The organism is Streptomyces actuosus (genome assembly GCF_016921115.1).
Lineage (GTDB): Bacteria > Actinomycetota > Actinomycetes > Streptomycetales > Streptomycetaceae > Streptomyces > Streptomyces actuosus_A.
The window spans coordinates 50355-68681 of sequence record NZ_JAFFZS010000037.1 but is presented as its reverse complement, the minus strand read 5'-3'; the positions used below and the strand labels follow the sequence as shown (position 1 = coordinate 68681).

General features: G+C 70.8%; 15 protein-coding genes. 4 read left to right on the top strand and 11 right to left on the bottom strand.

Annotated elements, in window-relative coordinates:
* Positions 1 to 385: 385 nt before the first annotated feature.
* The gene (locus tag JS756_RS30455; protein ID WP_205386480.1) at positions 386 to 1351 is read right to left on the bottom strand and encodes a helix-turn-helix transcriptional regulator; all 966 of its coding nucleotides are present in this window, start codon (positions 1349 to 1351) and stop codon (positions 386 to 388) included.
* 62 nt (positions 1352 to 1413) lie between these two features.
* On the opposite strand from JS756_RS30455, the gene JS756_RS30450 reads away from it, so the two are divergent.
* Entirely contained in the window at positions 1414 to 3009 is a 1596-nt protein-coding gene (locus JS756_RS30450) for an MFS transporter (RefSeq protein WP_240204592.1), read from the top strand.
* A gap of 430 nt (positions 3010 to 3439) precedes the next feature.
* On the opposite strand, the gene JS756_RS30445 is transcribed toward JS756_RS30450, so the two are convergent.
* The 4 genes from JS756_RS30445 to JS756_RS30430 all read right to left on the bottom strand — a co-directional run bounded on the left by JS756_RS30445 (position 3440) and on the right by JS756_RS30430 (position 8532).
* Positions 3440 to 4186 (bottom strand): DUF6227 family protein, encoded by a 747-nt coding sequence (locus tag JS756_RS30445; RefSeq protein ID WP_205386479.1) that lies wholly within the window; start codon positions 4184 to 4186, stop codon positions 3440 to 3442.
* Positions 4187 to 4363: 177 nt separating this feature from the next.
* Entirely contained in the window at positions 4364 to 5605 is a 1242-nt protein-coding gene (locus tag JS756_RS30440) for a L,D-transpeptidase (protein WP_205386478.1), read from the bottom strand.
* A gap of 567 nt (positions 5606 to 6172) precedes the next feature.
* Complete coding sequence (locus JS756_RS30435; protein WP_205386477.1) at positions 6173 to 7231, bottom strand: P1 family peptidase; 1059 nt, start codon at positions 7229 to 7231, stop codon at positions 6173 to 6175.
* 62 nt (positions 7232 to 7293) lie between these two features.
* Entirely contained in the window at positions 7294 to 8532 is a 1239-nt protein-coding gene (locus JS756_RS30430; RefSeq protein ID WP_205386476.1) for a low temperature requirement protein A, read from the bottom strand.
* A 228-nt stretch (positions 8533 to 8760) separates the two neighbouring features.
* Between JS756_RS30430 and pflB the strand changes: the two genes are divergently transcribed.
* The 3 genes from pflB (at position 8761) to JS756_RS30415 (ending at position 12178) form a co-directional block, all read left to right on the top strand.
* Positions 8761 to 11058, top strand: a complete 2298-nt coding sequence (pflB, locus tag JS756_RS30425) for a formate C-acetyltransferase (protein WP_205386475.1) — start codon at positions 8761 to 8763, stop codon at positions 11056 to 11058.
* A gap of 12 nt (positions 11059 to 11070) precedes the next feature.
* Positions 11071 to 11907 (top strand): pyruvate formate-lyase-activating protein, encoded by an 837-nt coding sequence (gene pflA / locus JS756_RS30420; protein WP_205386474.1) that lies wholly within the window; start codon positions 11071 to 11073, stop codon positions 11905 to 11907.
* Between the two features lie 94 nt (positions 11908 to 12001).
* Complete coding sequence (locus tag JS756_RS30415; RefSeq protein WP_205386473.1) at positions 12002 to 12178, top strand: hypothetical protein; 177 nt, start codon at positions 12002 to 12004, stop codon at positions 12176 to 12178.
* A gap of 52 nt (positions 12179 to 12230) precedes the next feature.
* Here JS756_RS30415 and mscL read toward each other — a convergent pair whose 3' ends face one another.
* From mscL to JS756_RS30385, 6 genes are all read right to left on the bottom strand, one after another.
* The gene (gene mscL / locus JS756_RS30410; protein WP_205386472.1) at positions 12231 to 12704 is read right to left on the bottom strand and encodes a large conductance mechanosensitive channel protein MscL; all 474 of its coding nucleotides are present in this window, start codon (positions 12702 to 12704) and stop codon (positions 12231 to 12233) included.
* Positions 12705 to 12842: 138 nt separating this feature from the next.
* A complete protein-coding gene (locus JS756_RS30405; RefSeq protein WP_205386471.1) occupies positions 12843 to 13436 on the bottom strand; it encodes a hypothetical protein in 594 nt (197 codons plus the stop codon).
* 169 nt (positions 13437 to 13605) lie between these two features.
* Positions 13606 to 14439 carry an S-methyl-5'-thioadenosine phosphorylase gene (locus JS756_RS30400; RefSeq protein WP_205386470.1) on the bottom strand — a complete coding sequence of 278 codons (834 nt, stop codon included), beginning with the start codon at positions 14437 to 14439 and terminating at the stop codon, positions 13606 to 13608.
* A 106-nt stretch (positions 14440 to 14545) separates the two neighbouring features.
* Complete coding sequence (locus JS756_RS30395) at positions 14546 to 14851, bottom strand: FmdB family zinc ribbon protein (RefSeq protein WP_205386469.1); 306 nt, start codon at positions 14849 to 14851, stop codon at positions 14546 to 14548.
* A gap of 67 nt (positions 14852 to 14918) precedes the next feature.
* On the bottom strand, positions 14919 to 16208 hold the full coding sequence (locus tag JS756_RS30390) for an MFS transporter (RefSeq protein ID WP_205386468.1): 1290 nt from the start codon (positions 16206 to 16208) through the stop codon (positions 14919 to 14921).
* Positions 16209 to 16611: 403 nt separating this feature from the next.
* Entirely contained in the window at positions 16612 to 18162 is a 1551-nt protein-coding gene (locus JS756_RS30385; RefSeq protein ID WP_307791238.1) for a potassium/proton antiporter, read from the bottom strand.
* Between the last annotated feature and the right edge of the window lie 165 nt (positions 18163 to 18327).

Sequence of the window (18327 nt, the reverse complement as noted above, 5' to 3'; positions counted from 1 at the left end):
TTTCGGCCGGGGCGCCGGGTCGGATCCGGCGGGAGTGGTGCTGGTCATGAGGGGGTGGTTCTCCTGTCGTGCCCTCTCAGGCTAACCCGACGAAGCGGGACGTCTCACCCAAGGCTGACAGAGAGGGAGCGGGCGGGGAGGTCCGGGACGGAGGCTCGCTGGCTAGGCTCTGGGGGTGGCGGCCGGAACTCGCCCCCGGGCCCGTCGGTGGTCGGTGCGGCCCGGCACGGGTCGATGTGCGTCCACCGGGTCCGGGTGTGCGCCTTCTGGGCTCGACCGCGCGTCCACCGGGTCGCTGTGCAACCGGTGGGGTTGCGGCCCGTCGTGGCTCGTCCCGGCCCCGCGCAGTTCTGCGCGGTCCGGTGCCGGGCCGGGCCGTCGTCGGTCAGCCGCCCGTGGCGCGGCTCAGCCGCCCGCCCAACTCCCCCACGGCGTCCACCAGTGCCGCGGGCTCCTGCACCCTGAACTCGAACCCGAGCATCGCCAACCGCACCGCCAGCCACTCCACAGGGTCCGCCACCACCCCGCGCAGCCGGCAGCCGCCCCCCTCCTCCGGCTCCGGCACGCCCAGCCACCCCGGGACCCGGGTCGCCACCACCTCCGCGGATGCGGCGAGCGTCACCTCGAAGGCGTAGGAAGCCTGCTGACGCTGCATCGAACGGCGCAGGAACTCCGCCGCACTCCCCGTCGGCAACTCCCTCGGCTCGAACCGCGCCCCGGTCGCGAACGGCTCGCTCACCCGGTCCACGCGGAACGTCCGCCAGTCGGCCCGGTCGAGGTCGTACGCGACGAGGTACCAGCGCTGCCCCGTCGACACCAGCCGGTAGGGCTCGCACGCCCGCCGCGACTCGACTCCGTCCTTCGCCCGGTAGGCGAACCGCAGCCGCTCCCGCCCGGCGACCGCGGAGGCCATCACGGTGAGTGTCTCCGGTGCGATGCTCGGACCGTCCCCGCTGGTCAGCGGGGTCGTGGCGGCCTGGAGGGTGGACACGCGGTGCCGCAGCCGGGACGGCAGGACCTGCTCCAGCTTGGCCAGCGCCCGCACGGACGCCTCGTCGACGCCCGCCACCGCATGCCCCGCCCCGGCCCGCAGCCCCACCGCGATGGCCACCGCCTCCTCGTCGTCCAGGACGAGTGGCGGCATCGCCTTGCCCGCGACCAGCCGGTACCCGCCGTCGGCGCCCTTCGTCGCCTGCACGGGGTAGCCGAGCTCCCGCAGCCGGTCGATGTCCCGGCGGACCGTGCGCCGGGAGACGCCGAGCCGGTCGGCGAGCTCGCCGCCGGGCCATTCGCGGGGCGTCTGGAGGAGGGAGAGGAGCTGAAGAAGCCGGGCCGGGGTGTCCGTCGTCATGCGTCCGAGCATGCCGTAGAACTAGGACACGATCCGGCCTATTGGGCTCCTAGCTTGGGGACATGACCTCCACCGAGACCTCTCTCAGCGCATCGGACGCCGCGTCGGCCCCACCCTCCGCGGGCGGCCGGCGCCGCTGGTTCGCCCTCGCGATCGTGATGACCGCGGCGTTCATGGACCTCGTCGACGTGACGATCGTCAACATCGCCATCCCGTCCATCCAGCGGGAGGCAGGAGCCTCCTTCAGCCAGATCCAGTGGATCACGGCGGGCTATGCGCTCGCCTTCGCCGCCGGTCTCATCACCGGTGGACGCCTCGGCGACATCCACGGCCGCAAGCGGCTCTTCCTCCTCGGCATCGGCGGTTTCACCCTCGCCTCCGCGCTGTGCGGCTTCGCCGCCAACCCCGAGATGCTGGTCGCCTCCCGCATCCTCCAGGGAGCGATGGCGGCGATGATGGTTCCCCAGGTGCTGTCGATCGTGCACGCCACCTTCCCCGCGCACGAACGCGGCAAGGTGTTCGGGTTGTTCGGCGCGGTCGTCGGACTGGGCGCGGTGTCCGGCCCGCTGCTGGGCGCCCTGCTCACGGAGTGGAACCTCTTCGGCCTCGCCTGGCGGCCGATCTTCCTGATCAACCTGCCCGTCGGCATCGCGGGCCTCGTCCTCGGCAGCCGCTTCATCACCGAGTCCAAGGCGCCACGCGCCCTGAAGCTGGACCTCGTGGGCGTCGCCCTGGTGACACTGGGCCTGCTGATGCTGCTGTATCCGCTGACCCGCGGCCGTGAGCTGGGCTGGCCGCTGTGGGGGTATGCCTCGATGGCCGGCGCGTTCGTCGTGTTCGGGGCACTCGTGGCGTACGAGCGTCGCAAGGCCGCACGGGACGGCTCGCCGCTGGTCGAACTGTCGCTGTTCCACGTCAAGAGCTTCGCGGCCGGCATCGCCGTCCAGACCGTCTTCGGCGTCGCACTCGGGGTGTTCTTCCTGGTCTGGACGCTCTACATGCAGGTGGGCCTCGGGTGGAGCGCCCTGCGCGCCGGGCTGACCGGCGTGCCGTTCTCCATCGCGGTGTCGACGGCGGCGGGACTGTCGGTGCAGAAGCTGGTGCCGCGCTTCGGCCGCGGGGTGCTGCAGGCGGGCGCCCTGGTGATGGCAGCGGGCGTGCTGCTCTACATCTGGGAGGCCCACCGCTACGGCCTCGGCATCGCCTCCTGGCAGATGGCGCTGCCTCTGGTGGTGATGGGCGCCGGCATGGGCCTGATCGTCGCCCCGCTGACGGACGCCGTGCTGTCGGACGTGCCGCGCGAGCACTCCGGATCGGCGTCCGGACTCATCAACACCGTCCAGCAGATGGGCAACGCGCTCGGGCTCGGGCTGGTGTCCGTGGTCTTCTTCGGCGAGATCGGCGACCGGTTGCAGCCCGAGGAGGTGGGGCCCGCCTTCGTGCATGCCTTCCAGCACGCCCTGATCTGGGTCGCCGTGGTGATGGCAGTCATCTTCCTGCTGATGTTCGCGCTGCCGCGCCGCCCGGCACAGCACCTGGAGGGGACCGGGGACGGTGGTGACACCGGAGCGGAGAGTGCCGAACGCGTCGTCGGTCGGGCCGCGGAGGCCGGTCGGGCCGGTGAGGCCGGGGGGAAGCGTCCGGAGCTCGTTCCCTGAGGCGCTCGGGCTCGGTGCTCCAGGTCCTCGGGAGAGGGAGGCCCCGCGTTCTGACGGCGCGGGGGCCTTCGCTCCCTCCGGTGCCGCGGTCGCTCGTGCCGCGGTCGCTCGTGCCGCGGTCGCTCGTGCCGCGGTCGCTCGTGCCGCGGTCGCTCGTGCCGCGGTCGCTCGTGCCGCGGTCGCTCGTGCCGCGGTCGCTCGTGCCGCGCTCGCTCGTGCCGCGCTCGCTCGTGCCGCGCTCGCTCGTGCCGCGCTCGCTCGTGCCGCGCTCGCTCGTGCCGCGCTCGCTCGTGCCGGACCGAGCGATGGGTGGAGGGCGTGACCCGCGGCAGTGGTCGCCGGCACGGTTTCCCGCTCGCGAAGTCCGTGGCCAGGGCCGCTCGACGAGGCCGAGGCTTCGCGGGAAGCGGCGCGGTGCTCTGCTTCTGCCTCAGGAGACCTGTGACGCCCGGCGCTCCATCGCCTCTCGGGCCTCGTCCTCGCTGGGGTACACCTCGCACATGTGCCGCCCGTCCGGGGTGACCGTGTGCTCGACCTCCCAGAACGCGACCTCCTGACCGTCCCGCAGCAGGAAAGCGTGCTCGTAGAGCGAGAAGCACAGCCCGGCGCGTCCCGCGCGGCACGGGCGGCCGAAAGCCTGTGTGATCTGGTGAGCGACCGCAGTGGTGAGCAGCGCCGCCGTGTCCGCCCCCGGCCGGTCCGCGTTCTCGGCGCGGCGCAGAAGCCGGCGCGCATGGTCGGGGGAGTCGTCCGGCGCGTACACGTGTCGTGGCCGGGGGACCGGCGACAGCTGTACCACCACCGGCAGCTCGAAGTCGGAGGCGTCCGGCGGTAACGGCAGTCGCGCCGTCGCCGCCCCGAGCTCCTCCTCGTCCACGTACACCTCGTGCTGGGGCTCTCCGCCCTGCGCCGTGTTGTGGACGAGCTCCCACAGGGTGAGCGCCGAGCCGTCGGCGAGCAGCCACGTGTGCCGGTAGGTCTCGCGGTGCAGGCCGGCGCTGTGGTGCGCGGAGTACAGCGAACTGTCGTGCGCGAGCGCCCTGTCCAGCTGCCGTATCGTCTCGTCGGGCAGCTCGAAGGAGTTCAGGGCGCGGCCCAGCAGCCGCACGAGGTGCTCCTCCGGAGACTCGGGCGACTCGGCTGGTTCGTACGCTGCGGTCTCGTACGGAACGCTCAAGGCTTCTCCCGGCGTTGCTGCATGTCACCTAGTGGGTGCATACCGTAGCCCCTCGGCAGGACATCATGTCCAAGAACCGAGAAAACGTGCGCCGGGAAAACGCAGGGGCTGTGAGGGAAGTTCCCGCACAGCCCGGCGTACCGGCAAAATCCGCTGCTCAGAGGCGACTTGGAGGGATCACGCGGCGCTTCCGGCGATCCACTGGCTCCACGGCATGTTCCACCCGTTGAGGCCGTTGTCGGGGGCCACGATGCGGTCCGCGGAGTTCCTGACGACCACCACGTCGCCGATGAGTGAGTTGTCGAAGAACCACTTCGCGGGGGTGTCGCCGCGTGCGCCCCGCACATCCTTCAGCCCGACGCAGCCGTGGCTGCTGCCGAACCGGCCGAAGGGAGGGTTGCCCGCCTTGTACCAGTAGTTGCCGTGAATGAACGTGCCCGACCTCGTCAGGCGCATGGCGTGCGGCACGTCCGAGATGTTGTACGCGTCGCCGAGACCGACGGTCTGGCTGTCCATGCCGGTCTGGGTGAACTTCTCGGAGATCACCATCTGCCCGTTGTACGTCGTGAACTGCGCGCTGCCCGTCGAGACAGGGATCGTCCGGATGGTCCGGCCGTCGCGTACCACCGTCATGGTCTGCGTGTTCGCGTCGACCGTCGACACCTGCGAGCGTCCGATCGTGAAGGTGACCGTCTTCTTCTGCACCCCGAAGGTGCCGTTCGCGCCCTCGACACCGTCCAGGTCGATCTTCATGGTGATCTTCGAGCCGGCTTTCCAGTACTTGTCGGGCCGGAAGTCGAGCCGCTGCGCGCCGAACCAGTGCCCCACCACCTTCTGCCCGCTGCTGGAGGTCACAGTGATGTGCGACTGCACGGCCTTCTTGTCGCTGATGACCTTGTCGAACTTGAACGACACCGGCATCCCGACCCCGACCGTCGTGCCGCCGTCCGGCCTGTAGGTCCCGATGAAGCTGTGCTCCGCCGTGACCGTCGTGAAGACGGAGTTCGCGGCCGTGGCGTGCCCCTCGGCGTCCTTCGCCGTCGCGGAGATCCTGTACTTCGTTCCCCGCTCCAACTGCGCCTTCGGCTTCCACGCGCGGCCGTCCGCGGACATCGAGCCGGCCACTGCCTGCCCGGTCTCGGCCACCGTCATCCTCACCTCTGTGAGTCTGCCGTCGCTCACCTGCACGCCGGTCGTGTTGATCGACGCTCCGGCCGAACCGTCCTCGGCCGAAATGGCGATCTTCGCTGTGGAGGTCTTGGCGGCGCTCGTGCTGCTCCTGCCGCCCTTCGCGTCGCCGTCCTGGGCTGTGGCGCTTCCCCCGCAAGCCGTCAGGGTCAGAGCACCGACCGCGAGGACGGCGCAGGCCCCCAGCGCGCGCCGCACTGCTATGCCCGGCGTTGTCACAAGCTGCTCCATATTCGTGTGATATGCGTTCCCTGCTCTGGTTCGTGTTGAAGGAGGGGGACAGCGGCCGGAGGGGTTCCATCCACCCGGCGGCCACGACGTCACGTGACAGAACCGGGACAATCGCATGCCGCTTCACCACAACCGGGCCACCCGCGGGACCGTGGCCGGAGCGACCCGCCCGATCACTCGCGGGGAGCTGCCCGGACCACCGCTCGCCCGGTCATGCGCCGGAGGTTGGCCGGGCAGCTTGCCGGATCACGCGCCGGAGGTCGGCCGGGTCGCTCGCCGGAGGCGTGGCCGGACCACCGGCGTTGCTTCCGGTTCGCCTCCGTCGCCGTGTGCGCCCCGCGCCACCACGCGCAGCGCGTGTCATCTCACCGCACGGCGCCCCCGCTGCACGCCATGCCATGCCGCGCTCCGTCCCGCCACGGCGAGGCAGGACGGGGCAGGGGGGAAGGGGGGAGAGGAGGGGCGGGTGGCGCGCACGCCCCTCGTCATCCCTGCTGCATGTGAGGCAGTCGCCGGCGGCGTCCACACGCCCGGCATGGGGCGCCTCAGGGGTGCCCCCTGAGTGCGCTACCGCGCCCTGGTGACGTCCCCGCCCCCCGACGAAGCTCCGTACAGCTCCCGATAGGACGGCCACGCTCCCCCCGGCCCGTCCACCGACTCGGCGGCACGCACGGCGCGCACGATGGCCCGCGTGACCACGTCCGCGCCGGCTGCCAGCAGGTCGTTCAGCGCCAGTGGGCTGCCGTCGTCGAGCGGGCGCCCGCCCGTCGCCAGCGCGAACACCGTGTCCCCGTCGTGGAGAAGGTGCACCGGCCGCACGGCGCGGGCGATCCCGTCGTGCGCCGTGCCCGCAAGTTTCTGCGCCTGTGCCTTCGACAGAACCGCGTCCGTGGCGACCACGGCCAGTGTGGTGTTGAGCGGAGGGGGCGCGTTGTTCTCGGCGACCGCCGCCAGGCGCCGTCGAGCCGCCTCGTGGACATCTGCCGCCGGGTACTCCACCCGTCCCTGGAACAGCTCCCCGTACAGCACGCCCGTCTCCGGATCCGCTGCTGCTCCTGCCGCGTTGGCCACCACCAGCGCGGCTACGGTGATGCCGGAGTCGAGCACGCTGCCGGCCGTGCCGACGCCGCCCTTCATCGCCCCGACCACGGCCCCCGTCCCCGCACCCACGCACCCTTCCGGCACGGCTGAGCCGGGCGTGCTCGCTGCTGCGGCCTCGACTGCCGCGCGCCCGGTGGTCGCGTCCGGTCTGGCCCGGAAGTCACCGCCGCGACCCAGGTCGAAGACGCAGGCGGCGGGAACCACCGGAACGACGTGCGCCGGGTCCGTACCCACCCGCACCCCCCGCTGCTGCTCCTCCAGCCACTCCATGACGCCCGAGGCCGCGTCCAGTCCGTAGGCGCTGCCGCCCGTCAGCACGATCGCCTCGACCTTCTGGACGACATTGCGCGGGTCGAGGGCGTCGGTCTCCTTGGTGCCCGGACCGCCGCCGCGCACGTCCACCGCGGCAACGGCCCCGCCCTCCGGGGCGAGTACGACGGTGGTCCCGGTGAGCCAGCCGCTGCCGGTCCGCGTCGCGTGCCCGACCCGCACTCCGGCGACGTCCGTCAAAGCGTTGAGTGTCATGGACGAAGTGTCGCCCGGAGAACGGCGTGCCGAGGGGCGCGACGGTGTGTGGTGGCGGTGCGTCACGCGGCCGGAGCGGTCTGCCGCCTCGCGCTCTCCCCGGCCGCCATGTGCGCCGTCAACGCCACCCCCACCGCCACGGCGAGCGCCGAGACCAGGCCGGCTGCCAGAACCGCCCAGTCGCCCAGGAAGGTGCAGCAGATGACGAGCAGAGCCGTCGTCGGCAGCACCATCTGCTGGGCGATGCCCACCTTGAAGTGGCGTGCGTGCAGTGCCCAGACGCTGATCAGGTAGAGCGCTGTCGGCAGGGTCACCGCGGCCGAAGCCGCCATCGTCGAGATGTGCGCCGTGCCCACCGTCTGCTCGACCGCGACCTCCAGGCCTGCGCCGATCGCGGCTGCGGAGGCGAAGACCAGGTAGTGGCCGTAGCCCCACAGGAATGCCTGCTTGTTGGAGCGCAGGTGACCGTGGATGGGAACCACGAAGTAGATCCACCAGGCGGAGAACACGATCAGCAGGCCGCCGGCCGCGATGGGCATGAGCTGCCCGAGTGCATCGTGCTCGTCGACGGCCGACTTCACGGCGATCGTGGCTGCGGCGACGGACTCGCCGAGAACGATGATGGTGAACAAGCCGTACCGTTCGGCGATGTGATGCGGATGCCAGGAGGTGGAGTAGTCCTTCTCCGCGTACAGAGGCACACACAGTTCCGCGATCGCCAGCCCGAGGAAGAGCCAGGGGCGGGCGGGTTCGGGCAGTAGCACCAGGCCCAGCCAGCCCACCTGACAGAGCAGCACGCCGCCGGCGTAGCGCAGGGCCAAGGCTCTCTCCGCGGCTCGGGCCGATCTCGCGACGCGCAGCCACTGGCCCGCCATCGCCAGTCGCATGATCACGTAGCCGAGCCAGACCACCAGGAAGTCGTGTTCGTCGAAGGCCCGTGACACCCCCGCCGCCAGTACCAGGACGCCGGCGATCTGCACGAGGGTGACGACCCGGTACAGGGCGTCGTCGTTGTCGTACGCCGAGGCGAACCAGGAGAAGTTCATCCAGGCCCACCAGATGGCGAAGAAGACCATCGCGTAGTCGAGGATGCCTTCGCCCGCGTGGCCCTCCGCGAGCGCGTGCACGAGTTGGACGCCGGCCTGCGCGATCGCGACGACGAAGCAGAGGTCGAAGAAGAGCTCCAAGGGCGAGGCCACCCGGTGGGACTCGTCCCGGCCGCGCGCGGTGAGCTTGCGCAACGGGCCGGAGCGTGCGGCCCGACGGGACGGCGCGGGCGACTGACTTGAAGCGGACGTCATGCCTCCTAGCACAGCAGATAACCGCCCAAAATTCTTGTGAACGGATTCACAAGTAGGGGAGGGGGTGGCAATCGTGCGAAACGGCCAGGTCAAGCGGCATGTGGGGCCCTCTCGCCGGCGCCGGGCGGGACCTTCGGACCCTGATCGAGGACCAACGCGGTGCCCGTGCCGCTCGGCGCAGGAGTGCAATGGGGCCGTACCGGTGAAGCGATGCGGAAGGTGTCGGACATGACTGCCACTCCTGCGGAAACCACGACCGTCACTCCTGCCGAGCAGACGGCTGACAAGGCGTCGGCGCCGGGTGACGCCTGGACCGGCTTCCGCGGCGGGCTGTGGCGGGACACCGTCGACGTGCGCGACTTCGTCCAGGCCAACTACACCCCGTACGAGGGGGACGGCTCCTTCCTCGCCGGGCCCACCGAGCGCACCACCGAGGTCTGGAACAAGCTCCTGGCAATGTTCCCCGCCGAGATCGAGCACGGCGTCCACGACGTCGACGTCAGTACGCCCTCCCGCATCGACGCCTTCGCGCCCGGCTACGTCGACCGCGACCTCGACCTCGTCGTCGGCCTCCAGACCGACGCGCCGCTCAAGCGGGCCATCATGCCCAACGGCGGTTGGCGCATGGTCGAAAGCGCCCTCAGAGCGTACGGGTACGAGCCCGACCCGGCGGTCCGGGAGATCTACACCAAGCTCCGCAAGACCCACAACGACGGGGTCTTCGACGCCTACACGTCCGAGATCCGCGCGTGCCGCTCCTCCGGCATCATCACCGGGCTGCCCGACGCCTACGGCCGTGGACGCATCATCGGCGACTACCGCCGCGTCGCCCTGTACGGCGTCGACCGGCTCATAGCGGCCAAAGAGGCGGTCAAGGTTTCTCTCGACGCCCAGTGGCCCACAGAGCAGGTCATCAAGGAACGCGAGGAAACCCGGGAGCAGATCCGGGCCCTCGAAGAACTCAGGGCCATGGCCCTCTCGTACGGGCACGACATCTCCGGCCCCGCCCGCACCGGCCACGAAGCCGTCCAGTGGCTCTACTTCGCCTACCTCGCGGCCGTCAAGGAGCAGAACGGCGCGGCCATGTCCATCGGCCGCATCGACGCCTTCCTCGACATCTACCTCCAGCGCGACATCGACCGCGGCCTGCTCACCGAGTCCCGGGCCCAGGAACTCATCGACGACTTCGTCATCAAGCTGCGCATCGTGCGCTTCCTGCGCACCCCGGAGTACAACGAGCTGTACTCCGGCGACCCCACCTGGGTCACCTGGTCGATGGCCGGCGTCGGCGAGGACGGGCGCCCCCTGGTCACCCGCACCACCTTCCGCGCGCTCCACACCCTCTACAACCTCGGCCCGGCCCCCGAACCCAACCTGACCGTCTTCTGGTCCCCGCGCCTGCCCGAGCCCTTCAAGAAGTACGCCGCCCAGGTCGCCGTCGACACCAGCGCCCTGCAGTTCGAGTCCGACGAGCTGATGCGGCCCAAGTACGGGGACGACACCGCCATCGCCTGCTGTGTCTCCGCCATGGCAACGGGCCGCCAGATGCAGTTCTTCGGCGCCCGCGTCAACGTTGCCAAGGCCCTGCTGTACGCGATCAACGGCGGTCGCGACGAGATCTCCGGCAAGACGGTCGTCGAGGGCTTCGAGCCGATCACCGACGAGTACCTCGACTACGACACCGTTCTGGCCGCCTACGGTGCCATGCTCGACTGGCTCGCCAAGACCTACGTCCACGCGCTGAACGTCATCCACTACATGCACGACAAGTACGCCTATGAGCGACTGGAGATGGCTCTCCACGACCGCGAGATCCTGCGGACCATGGCCTGCGGCATCGCCGGCCTGTCCGTCGCCGCCGACTCGCTGTCCGCCGTCCGGCACGCGCGCGTGAAGGTGATCCGCGACGACACCGGCCTCGCCGTCGACTACGTCGTCGAGGGCGACTACCCGGCGTACGGCAACAACGACGACCGGGCCGACGACCTCGCCCGCTGGATCGTCCACGAGTTCATGGAGAAGCTCCGCCGCCACCCGACGTACCGCGACGCGGTGCACACCCAGTCGGTCCTGACGATCACCTCGAACGTCGTCTACGGCAAGAAGACGGGCAACACACCGGACGGCCGCCGCGCCGGCACCCCCTTCGCGCCCGGCGCGAACCCCATGAACGGCCGCGACGAACACGGCTACGTCGCCTCCGCGCTGTCCGTCGCCAAGATCTCCTACGACGACGCGGAGGACGGCATCTCGCTGACGAACACCATCACACCCGAGGCCCTGGGCCGCACCTCCGAGGACCGGATCGCCAATCTCTCCGGTGTGCTGGACGGCTTCACGGATGCCGGCGGCTTCCACATGAACGTCAACGTGCTCGACCGGGCGACCCTCGAGGACGCGATGGAGCACCCCGAGAAGTACCCCCAGCTGACCATCCGGGTCTCCGGTTACGCGGTCAACTTCATCCGCCTCACGCGTGAGCAGCAACTCGACGTCATCAACCGCACCTTCCACGGAACGCTGTGAGGGAGCAGGACGATGACCTCGTTTCCTCCGCCGGCGCCGGACACCCCGGCGCCGGCCGGGCCCCCTTCCAGGGGGCCCACCGCCCCCGTCACGCCGGCCGCCGCGGTGGGCCGCAGGCCCGCGGTCGGTTCGGTCCACTCCTGGGACCTGTCGACCGGGGTCGACGGTCCCGGCACGCGTTTTGTGACCTTCCTGTCCGGCTGCCCCCTGAGCTGCCTGTACTGCCACAACCCCGACACCTGGCGGATGCGCGACGGCAAGCGCACCACGGCCGACGAGATCGTCGCCGAGGCCCGCAAGTACGCGCGCTTCATCGCGACTGCCGGAGGCGGTGCCACCATCAGCGGGGGAGAACCGCTGCTGCAGCCCGTCTTCACCGGGGAACTGCTGCACCGCTTCAAGCACGAACTGGGCCTGCACACAGCCCTGGACACCTCGGGGTTCCTCGGCGCACGCGCCACCGACGCGCTGCTGCGCGACACGGACCTCGTCCTGCTCGACATCAAGTCCTGGAACCAGGCCACCTACCGCAAGGTCACCGGACGTCCGCTGCACCCGACACTCGACTTCGCCCGCCGCCTCGCCGTCCTGGGCAAGGAGGTCCACGTCCGCTTCGTCCTCGTGCCCGGGCTCACCGACGAGGCGGCGAACGTCGAGGGTGTCGCAGCCTTCGCCGCCGGCCTCGGCAACGTCACGCGGGTCGACGTCCTGCCCTTCCACAAACTGGGCGAGTCCAAATGGAACGCGCTCGGACGGCCCTTCCTGCTCCATGACACGCCCAGCCCGACGCCCGAGCAGATTGCCCGGGCCCGGGCTGTCTTCACCGGACACGGCCTGTACGCCGTGTGACCCCGCCGCTCGAACGGCCCGCCGACCCAGCCGCTCGGGCGCGGGGCTCGTGCGCTCCCGAGGGGCGCCGCCGGCGGAGCCGTACCCTGGAGGCATGACGTCCGCACCCGCACCCGAGCCCCGCGACCCGAAGGCCGCGCTGATCTTCGACGACCCGCTCGACCAGCAGTCGTCGGACGACACGGACCGCGGCTGGGGCGAGCGGCCGGGCGGCGACGCCGTCGGCGACCTGAAGCGCTTTTTGGAGGAGAAGCCGCCCCACCACCTCTGAGCCTTCCGGGCCCAGCGGGCCGCTGCCCGCAATGTCGCGCGTACGACTGTGGCTACCTGTCGTCGCCGGAGCTGCGCTGGGCGACCATGACGTCGCGGATCTCCTTGAGCACCTCGAGCTCGGTCACCTCGACGACTTCCTTCGTGCCCGCGCGCGCGGCCTCCCGGTTCGCCTGCCGCGCCAGGTACTTCGACATCGGCAGGACCATCAGGAAGTACACCACCGCCGCGGTGATCACGAAGCTGAGCGTGGCGCCGAGCACCGAGCCCCACATGATCTGGATGCCGCTCGTGACCGTGCCGTCGGCCGCTTGCTTGCACGGCGCCCTCAGACAGGTGCTGTAGTTGTCGAGGTTCTGCGTGCCGATCGCTCCGACCAGCGGATTGATGATCCCCTTCACCACCGAGTTGACGATGTTCGTGAAGGCGGCGCCGATGACCACCGCTACTGCCAGATCGACGACGTTGCCGCGCATCAGAAAGGCTTTGAAGCCCTGCAAGACGCTCGGTCCCTTCTTCTCCCTCACCTCGGGGCCCTTTCTCGTACGTACCTGTGGTGGAACGAAACGCTCCGCAACCTACGCCAGGTCGAGGCATCCCTGTCCAATTGGGTAGCTCCCAAGAAGGACTTGACAGCAAGATCCGCAGCCTGCGGACGATGCGGCTCAGCACAGCGTCACCGCCAACCGAGTCGTCGCACCCGCGGCGACCAGGCGCGCCGCAGTGTCACGCGGCACCGAGAGAACGACCAGAGCTCCCGCGCCGGCTGTGTCGTCCCCGGACTCCGGCAACTCGGTCACCAGCGCCGCTCGTGCCAGCACCCGGGCGTCACCGCCGCCAGGTGCCGTCTGCGCGGCGGCGATCACGTCGACCCGGTCGCCCGGCCTCAGCAGCCGTACCGTGGCGGCGTCCGCGATGCGAACCGGCGCCGCCACGTGCGCCTCGGTGCTGCGCTGCTCACGCGCACCGGTCTCGACCGCCGCGGGCGCACGGGCCGGTGTGACCCGCTCCGGATGCCCGCGGGCCCGGTCGGCACGCGGACCCGCCGACACGAGGGCGGCGGCCGTGAGAGCGAGGCCGACCGCCACCGTGAGTCGCCGACGGCGCAGGAACCGGTGCAGCCGGTGGCGCACACCGCCCACGCGCACGGGAGCGAAGTGCGGCACCTCGCATGTGGGCGGAGCATCAGTGCCGGGCGGTTGTGGAGGGGGCGAGAGCGGAGCGAGGGACGGAAGGGACGGAGAGGGAGGGAGGGACACGCGGGATCACCACCTGCGACGCGAGACCGTCTGACCAGGCCACGATGGGGCCTCGCACGTTCGCTCGCCGGAGCCCGTGGGCTACTGGCGGGTTGTGGAAAAGCCGCTCACTCGAACGAAGGATCCGCTGCCGTCGCAGCCCCTGCCGCCCGTTCCGCCACGGTCCCACCTACGGCAGTTCGAAACCGGGATCCATCCCACCGAGGGCATGCGTGCACAGGCAGTCCCGCTGCTCCGTCGCGGGCAGCGCGGCCACCGCGTCGAACAGCACGCCCCGCAGCCGGTCGACGTTCGCGGCGAACACTCGCAGCACCTCGTCGTGCGAGACTCCCTCGCCGGTCTCGGCTCCCGCGTCCAGATCCGTGACCAGTGTCATGGACGTGTAGCAGAGTTCCAGCTCACGGGCGAGCGCCGCCTCCGGATGACCGGTCATCCCCACCACGGACCACCCCTGCGCCTGGTGCCACAACGATTCGGCACGGGTGGAGAACCGCGGTCCCTCGACGACCACGAGCGTGCCCCCGTCGACCGGTTCCCAGTCCCGGCCCCGGGCCGCCTTCAGCGCAGCCGCCCGCCCGGCGGGGCAGTAGGGATCCGCCAGTGACACGTGCACCACGTTCGGCATCGTGCCGTCGGGCAGCGGCAGCCCGTCGAAATACGTTCCCGTCCGGTGCTTCGTACGGTCGACCATCTGGTCGGGGACGAGCAGCGTGCCCGGTCCGTACTCGGGGCGCAGGCCGCCGACCGCGCACGGACCGAGGACCTGGCGCACGCCGACGGAGCGCAGCGCCCACAGGTTGGCCCGGTAGTTGATCCGGTGCGGTGGGAGATGGTGGCCCCGGCCGTGCCGGGGCAGGAACGCGACCCGCCGTCCGGCGATCTCGCCGAAGAAGAGGGAGTCGCTGGGCGGCCCGTAGGGGGTGTCCACCTGGACCTCGGTCACATCCTCGAGGAACGAGTAGAACCCGGAACCGCCGATTACACCGATCTCTGCGTTCGCCATGAAGTGCACAGTAGCCGGACCCGCGTGGCACCCGGCGTCGGGCTCCGAAGACACCGAAGACCCCGCCGACCGGGGCGGCAGGGTCTGCAAGCGATGTGTCTCGGTCTCAGGCGGCGGTGGTGCCGGTCGAGGTGCCCGAGCTCGACGACGAGGAACCCGAGGACGAGGAGCCGGAGGACGACGACGAGGAGGACGTCGACGGCTTCGACGGCGCGGGCGAGCTGCTGGACGACGCGCCGCGGCTGTCGTTGCGGTAGAAGCCGGAGCCCTTGAAGACAATGCCGACCGCGGAGAACACCTTCTTGAGGCGGCCACCGCAGTTGGGGCACTCGGTCAGGGCATCGTCGGTGAACTTCTGCACCGCCTCGAGGCCCTCGCCGCACTCGGTGCACTGGTACTGGTAGGTGGGCACTGTCTTCCTCCTGGCACTCTCACTCGATGAGTGCTAACGACGCTCCATAGTGACGTATTCCGCCGGATCAGTCCACCGTGACCGGCACGCGGTGACCGACGCCACGTGCGACGGTGAGCCCGCCGGGCCGCGCCGTCAGCCGCGAGCGCAGTGCCAGCAGGGTGGTCAGGGCGAGCAGTGTGCCCCCCATCGGCACCAGGAATCCAGCCCCGCCCCAGAAGCGGTCCTCCAGCTGACCGGCGACTGTGACGGCCGCGGCCTGGCCGAGCGCCACCGCGCCGGTCAGCCATGTGAACGCCTCGGTGCGTGCCCCCGCCGGGACGAGTGACTCCACCAGCGTGTAGCCGGTGATGAGAGCGGGCGCGATGCACATGCCGACCAGTAGTCCGAGGCCGGCGAGCACGAGCGCCGAGTGCGCCGTCCACAGCGCGGACGCGGTCAGCGCCAGTGCCGCGTACCCCATCAGGAGGCGCTGCTGCGGTGTGGACCGCCAGGCGATCGCGCCGCACGCGATGCCGGAGAGCATGTTGCCCGCCGCGAAGACGCCGTACAGCACGCCGTTCAGCCCGGGCTCGCCGATCGACTCGGTGAACGCGGCGAGCGAGACCTGCATGCCGCCGAAGACCGATCCGATGCCCAGGAACGTCACGATCAGCACGCGCACGCCGGGCACACGTAGGGCGGAGGTGTGCGCCACCGGCGCGTGACCGTCTATGCGCACTGCGGGCTGGGTGCTGCGCTGCGCGGCGAACAGCAGGCCGCCGACCAGGGTCAGCGCGGCTTCCGCCACCAGGCCCGCCGCCGGGTTCACGGCCGTGCACAGCGCGGTGGCCAGCAGCGGGCCGACGACGAAGGTCAGCTCGTCCGTGACGGACTCGAAGGCCGCCGCGGTGGTCATCAGGCGCGAGCCCTTCAGCTTCACTCCCCACCGGGCGCGCACCATGGGGCCGACCTGAGGCACCGAGGCGCCCGTCGGCACGGCCGCCGCGAACAGTGCCCACAGGGGCGCGTGGGAGAGAGCGAGCGCCGTCAGGGTCAGCCCCGACAGCGTGTGCACGATGACGCCGGGAACCAGCACGGTGCGCTGCCCGTAGCGGTCCGCGAGCCGTCCGCTGTAGGGAGCGAACAGCGCCATGGAGACACCGGTGACGGCAGCAGCGGCGCCCGCCGCGCCGTAGGAGCCGGTGGTGTGCTGGACCAGCAGCACGATGGAGATCGTCAGCATCGCGAACGGCTGACGGGCCGCGAAGCCGGGGAGCAGGAACGTCCAGGCGCCGCGTGTGCGCAGCAGCCGCCCGTAGCCCGGACGCGGGGCGGCGGACGTCTTCTCGGGCCCGGTGGTGACCGTGGATGCCACGGCCTGTGCCTTTCTGCCGCCTGGTAGCGCGGCCCCCTGTAGGGGGCGCGAGCGCCGAGAGCTGTCCTCTTGCGCGGACTGCGGTAGATGCCGACGCCCATTGCGGGGGCGACCCGGCCGCCATACGGTCGCGCCAGCTCTGCGTCAGGCAGAGTTGGTTCGATCAGGGTGCGGCCTTCATCGTACAGGGGAAAGTGGATGGCGCGCCTGTGAAAACGAGCACCATCAGGATGTTCGCCTGGGAATGGCGCCAGGGCGGACCGTCGTCCGGGACAGCCCCGCGCCGTAGCGCCTTCGGGGGCGCCCGCGCGCCGCGCGTGGGGGGCACCGCACGGCCTTCTCGGCGCCGGCCGGGCGCACTCGACGCACCCCACGCGGCAGCCGCGCGCCGGGGGCGCTCGGCTCAGCTCCCCACGCCCCCGTTGTCCGCGCCCAGCCATCCGGCCAGCTTGCCGCCCTTGCCGACGGCGCGCAGGCGTCGCTCGGCCGCGTCGCGCACGGGGTCCGTCGCCACGACGAGCAGTTCGTCCCCGCGCCGCAGCACCGTCGCCGGCATGGGGACGAACGAGGTGCCGTCGCGTACGACGAGCGTGACCGCGGCGCCGGCCGGAAGCCGCAGCTCGTTGATCTCGACGCCGTGCATCTTCGACCCCTCGGGGATGGAGACGGACAGCAGATGGCCCCGCAGCCGCTCCAGCGGCGCCGACTCGATGCCGAGGTCGGCGGCCTCCGGCCCCTGGCCCAGACGCAGCTTGCGGGCCAACCAGGGAAGGGTGGGCCCTTGGACCAGGGTGTAGACGACGACCAGGACGAAGACGATGTTGAAGATGCGCCGGCTGCCGTCGACGCCGTTCACCATGGGAATGGTCGCCAGGATGATGGGCACGGCACCGCGCAGCCCGGCCCAGGACATGAGGGTCTGCTCCTGCCAGGGCACGCGGAAGGGCACCAGGCAGGCGACGACGCTCAGGGGGCGCGCGATCACGGTGAGCACCAGCCCGATGACGAGTGCGGGTGCGACGTCGTCGCCCAGCTCGTGCGGTGTGACCAGCAGGCCCAGCAGGACGAACATGCCGATCTGCGCGATCCAGCCGAGTCCGTCGGCGAACCCGCGGGTCGCGGGCCAGTGCGGCAGCTTCGCGTTGCCCAGCACCATCGAGGCGAGGTAGACGCCGAGGAAGCCGCTGCCGTGCGCCAGGGCGCCCGCTGCGTACGCCGTGACCGCGATCGCCATCACGGCGATCGGATACAGGCCGGACGCGGGCAGCGCTACGTGCCGCAGGGCCCAGGAACCCAGCCAGCCGACCGAGAGACCGACGGCCGCGCCGATGGCCAGCTCCAGGGCTATCTCGCCGAGCAGGACGTACCAGTGCTCCACCGGCCCCGCTGCGGAGAACGCGACGACCATGATGACGACCGGGGCGTCGTTGAAGCCGGACTCGGCTTCCAGGGTGCCCGTCACGCGCGCGGGCAGCGGGATCTTCCGGAGCACCGAGAAGACGGCCGCCGCGTCCGTGGAGGACACCACCGCGCCGATGATGAGGGCCTGCCGCCACTCCAGCCCCGTCAGGTAGTGCGCGCTCGCGGCCGTGACGCCGACGCTCACCGCGACGCCGGCCAGTGCCAGCGCGGTGGCGGCCGGCAGGACCGGTTTGATCTCCTTCCACTTCGTGCCGAGCCCGCCCTCGGCGAGGATCACGACCAGGGCGGCGTATCCGATGACCTGGGTCAGTTCGGCGTTGTCGAAGTGGATGTTGCCGACGCCGTCCTGGCCCATGAGGACGCCGATGCCCAGGTACACGAGCAGGCTGGGGAGCCCGCTGCGCGACGAGATCCGGACTGCCGCCGCGGCGACGAGAAGGACGAGCGAGCAGACGAGCAGGAGCTGGTTGAGGTGGTGGACGGTCAGCGGCGGATCCCTTCCCTGGCGCACGAGCCTCGCGCGCGGGTGCACACACATATCGGACACGAAGTGGTGCGCGCCCGCATGCAACTACTTCGTTACCTTACCTAACTCTTGACGATTTCTTGACGTTCCCCCGAGAGTGGTCGAACGTCCGCCCGTGCTGGTTCCAGACTCCGCGTCAAGTGCCACCGGGCCCTGCGCCTATGGTTGCTC

Coding starts and splice junctions, on each gene's coding strand:
- JS756_RS30455 (WP_205386480.1), bottom strand. CDS start 1,351: ATGACGACGGACACCCCGGCCCGGCTTCTTCAGCTCCTCTCCCTCCTC.
- JS756_RS30450 (WP_240204592.1), top strand. CDS start 1,414: ATGACCTCCACCGAGACCTCTCTCAGCGCATCGGACGCCGCGTCGGCC.
- JS756_RS30440 (WP_205386478.1), bottom strand. CDS start 5,605: ATGGAGCAGCTTGTGACAACGCCGGGCATAGCAGTGCGGCGCGCGCTG.
- JS756_RS30435 (WP_205386477.1), bottom strand. CDS start 7,231: ATGACACTCAACGCTTTGACGGACGTCGCCGGAGTGCGGGTCGGGCAC.
- JS756_RS30430 (WP_205386476.1), bottom strand. CDS start 8,532: ATGACGTCCGCTTCAAGTCAGTCGCCCGCGCCGTCCCGTCGGGCCGCA.
- pflB (WP_205386475.1), top strand. CDS start 8,761: ATGACTGCCACTCCTGCGGAAACCACGACCGTCACTCCTGCCGAGCAG.
- pflA (WP_205386474.1), top strand. CDS start 11,071: ATGACCTCGTTTCCTCCGCCGGCGCCGGACACCCCGGCGCCGGCCGGG.
- JS756_RS30415 (WP_205386473.1), top strand. CDS start 12,002: ATGACGTCCGCACCCGCACCCGAGCCCCGCGACCCGAAGGCCGCGCTG.
- JS756_RS30400 (WP_205386470.1), bottom strand. CDS start 14,439: ATGGCGAACGCAGAGATCGGTGTAATCGGCGGTTCCGGGTTCTACTCG.